Genomic DNA, 2,608 nt, shown 5'->3' on the forward strand with positions numbered 1-2,608 from the left:
GTCAACTGCGCTCGTGGTGGGATCATTGATGAAGTAGCTTTAGCAGCAGCTCTAAAAGCGGGTAAAATCGGGGGTGCAGCCTTGGATGTGTTCGAGTCAGAACCACTGGGTGAATCTGAATTGCGATCGCTAGGCAAAGAAATCATCCTCACTCCCCACTTGGGAGCCTCTACCGCAGAAGCTCAAGTGAATGTGGCTATTGATGTTGCCGAACAAATTCGGGATGTGCTTTTAGGACTCCCAGCGCGTTCAGCCGTCAACATTCCCGGACTCGGCCCCGATGTGTTGGAAGAACTCAAACCTTATATGCAACTAGCAGAAACTCTAGGTAATCTAGTGGGACAGCTAGCTGGCGGACGGGTGGAAGTACTCAATATTCGACTACAAGGGGAACTTGCGACTAACAAAAGTCAGCCTTTGGTGGTAGCTGCCCTGAAAGGTTTACTTCACCAAGCTTTGCGAGAACGAGTAAATTACGTAAATGCCAGCATAGAAGCCAAAGAGCGCGGAATTCGGGTGATTGAAACCCGCGATGCTTCCATTCGAGACTATGCGGGAACACTGCATCTAGAAGCCACTGGTACTTTAGGTACTCATTCTGTCACCGGCGCTTTGTTGGGTGAACGAGAAATCCATTTAACTGATGTTGACGGTTTCCCGATTAACGTCCCACCCAGTAAATATATGTTGTTTACCCTGCACCGCGATATGCCAGGGATTATCGGCAAACTCGGTTCCCTACTCGGCAGTTTCAATGTGAATATTGCCAGTATGCAAGTAGGTCGTAAAATCGTCCGTGGTGATGCCGTAATGGCTCTGAGTATAGATGATCCTTTACCAGAGGGCATTTTGGATGAGATTATAAAAGTCCCTGGTATTCGGGACGCGTATACAGTAACACTTTAGAAGTCAGGAGTCAGGAACCAGGAGTCAGAAGAAATAATTCCTCCTGACTCCTGAATTCTGACTCCTGTTAGCGGTAGCGGGGCGTTTAGCCCATTCTGAATTATGGCAAACACCTGGTGGGAATTACAGATTTTATGTGAGCCAGACCTAGAAGATTCGATCTTTTGGCGACTGGAAGATTTTGGCTGTCGGGGAACAGCTAGTGAAAACAAAGGAAATTCATCTTTAGTCAGAGCTTATTTATCGACAATTCAAACGCAGCTGCTAGATTTAGCAGCGCTGTCGCTGTGGCTGCGTCAAGATGCTCTTTGTGTAGGAGTTTCATCTCCCTCGCTGCAATGGCAGTTAATTGATGAGGAAGATTGGGCGACTAGCTGGAAACAATATTGGCATCCGCAGGAAATAGGCGATCGCTTCCTAATCAACCCCGCTTGGCTACCATTACCAGAAACAACGGAACGGTTAGTGATTCGTCTTGACCCTGGTGTAGCATTTGGTACGGGCAACCATGCCACGACTCAGCTATGTTTGGAATCTCTGGAAATGCGGCTGAGTGGAGTTCCTCAGTCGTTTGTGGGTGCTAGTGGCAAACATGAACATCTGGTAATTGCGGACATTGGCTGTGGTTCTGGTATCCTTTCTATTGGGGCGCTGCTACTGGGAGCAGAGAAAGTCTATGCAGTAGATAATGACCCTTTAGCGGTGCAATCAACTATCAGTAATGCTGGGCTGAACGATATTAGTCCAGAACGTTTATTATCAGCACTGGGAAGTGTAGACGTTTTGACAAAACTGCTTGAAAATCCAGTAGATGGTATTGTTTGCAATATTTTGGCTCATGTAATTATTGAATTAATTCCAGAAATGAGTGCGATCGCTAAACCTGAAACTTGGGCGATCTTCAGTGGTATTTTACTAGAACAATCTAAAGGTGTTGCTGATGCTTTAGAACAAAATGGTTGGGTCGTTGCTACCCTGTGGAAACGAAAAGAATGGTGTTGCTTGAATGCACGGCGTTCTTAGCACAGTAGGTAGTACCGCAAGGCGAAAGTCAAAAGTATTATGGAATAAGCTATTTAGGTATTTTAAATGGTTGCTCTATTTACGCCGTGGTGTACTATTATGGCGATCGCACTCTCCGACAAGCAAGCCACAAGTCTAAAAAACTGCTGAACGAGTATCAAAGACTCATTAATGGAGTTCAAAGCCTCTTTAATGAGTATCAAAGACTCATTAATGAAGCTCAAAGCCTCTTTAATGAGTATCAAAGACTCATTAATGGAGTTCAAAGCCTCTTTAATGAGTATCAAAGGCTCATTAATGAAGCTCAAAGCCTCTTTAATGAGTATCAAAGACTCATTAATGGAGTTCAGAACCTCTTTAATGAGTATCAAAGGCTCATTAATGGAGTTCAAAGACTCGTGGATAAATCAACTTAACGCAAAATAGGCGACAGATGCCAGCCTGGGAAGCCAGATTAAATTCTGATTTTCTTAATTACGAATTACGAATTAAATCTTGCAATCTCAGCCACCACTTGCCCTAATCTCTCAGCATCAGAAGATTGGATACGCTGCAATATCTCCAAGGCTGGCTGCAAATAATCTAGTGCTTGATTGTAATTGCCCTGTTGTTCTGCTATGTGCCCTAACCACCACAACGTCATTGCCTTGCCTTGAACATTGCCGATTTGTTCTTTGAG

The 2,608-nt window shown here is 44.7% G+C and carries 4 protein-coding genes; 3 read left to right on the forward strand and 1 reads right to left on the reverse strand.

What is annotated here, in order from left to right; translation table 11 throughout:
• The 3 genes from VE944_RS01935 to VE944_RS01945 form a co-directional block, all read left to right on the forward strand.
• The coding region (locus VE944_RS01935; protein WP_324971443.1) for an NAD(P)-dependent oxidoreductase at positions 1 to 906 on the forward strand (906 nt) is incomplete at its 5' end.
• A 102-nt stretch (positions 907 to 1,008) separates the two neighbouring features.
• Positions 1,009 to 1,929, forward strand: a complete 921-nt coding sequence (prmA, locus tag VE944_RS01940) for a 50S ribosomal protein L11 methyltransferase (RefSeq protein WP_324971446.1) — start codon at positions 1,009 to 1,011, stop codon at positions 1,927 to 1,929.
• Positions 1,930 to 2,100: 171 nt separating this feature from the next.
• Complete coding sequence (locus VE944_RS01945) at positions 2,101 to 2,355, forward strand: hypothetical protein (RefSeq protein WP_324971449.1); 255 nt, start codon at positions 2,101 to 2,103, stop codon at positions 2,353 to 2,355.
• A 55-nt stretch (positions 2,356 to 2,410) separates the two neighbouring features.
• Here VE944_RS01945 and VE944_RS01950 read toward each other — a convergent pair.
• Positions 2,411 to 2,608 (reverse strand): tetratricopeptide repeat protein (locus tag VE944_RS01950; protein WP_324971452.1); only part of this gene is annotated, 198 nt, incomplete at its 5' end.

It is taken from the genome of Nostoc sp., from assembly GCF_035638895.1.
Lineage (GTDB): Bacteria > Cyanobacteriota > Cyanobacteriia > Cyanobacteriales > Nostocaceae > Nostoc.

Bases quoted from the DNA above. Each gene is read 5' to 3' on its own strand.
- prmA (WP_324971446.1), top strand. From the start codon at position 1,009: ATGGCAAACACCTGGTGGGAATTACAGATTTTATGTGAGCCAGACCTA.
- VE944_RS01945 (WP_324971449.1), top strand. From the start codon at position 2,101: ATGGAGTTCAAAGCCTCTTTAATGAGTATCAAAGACTCATTAATGAAG.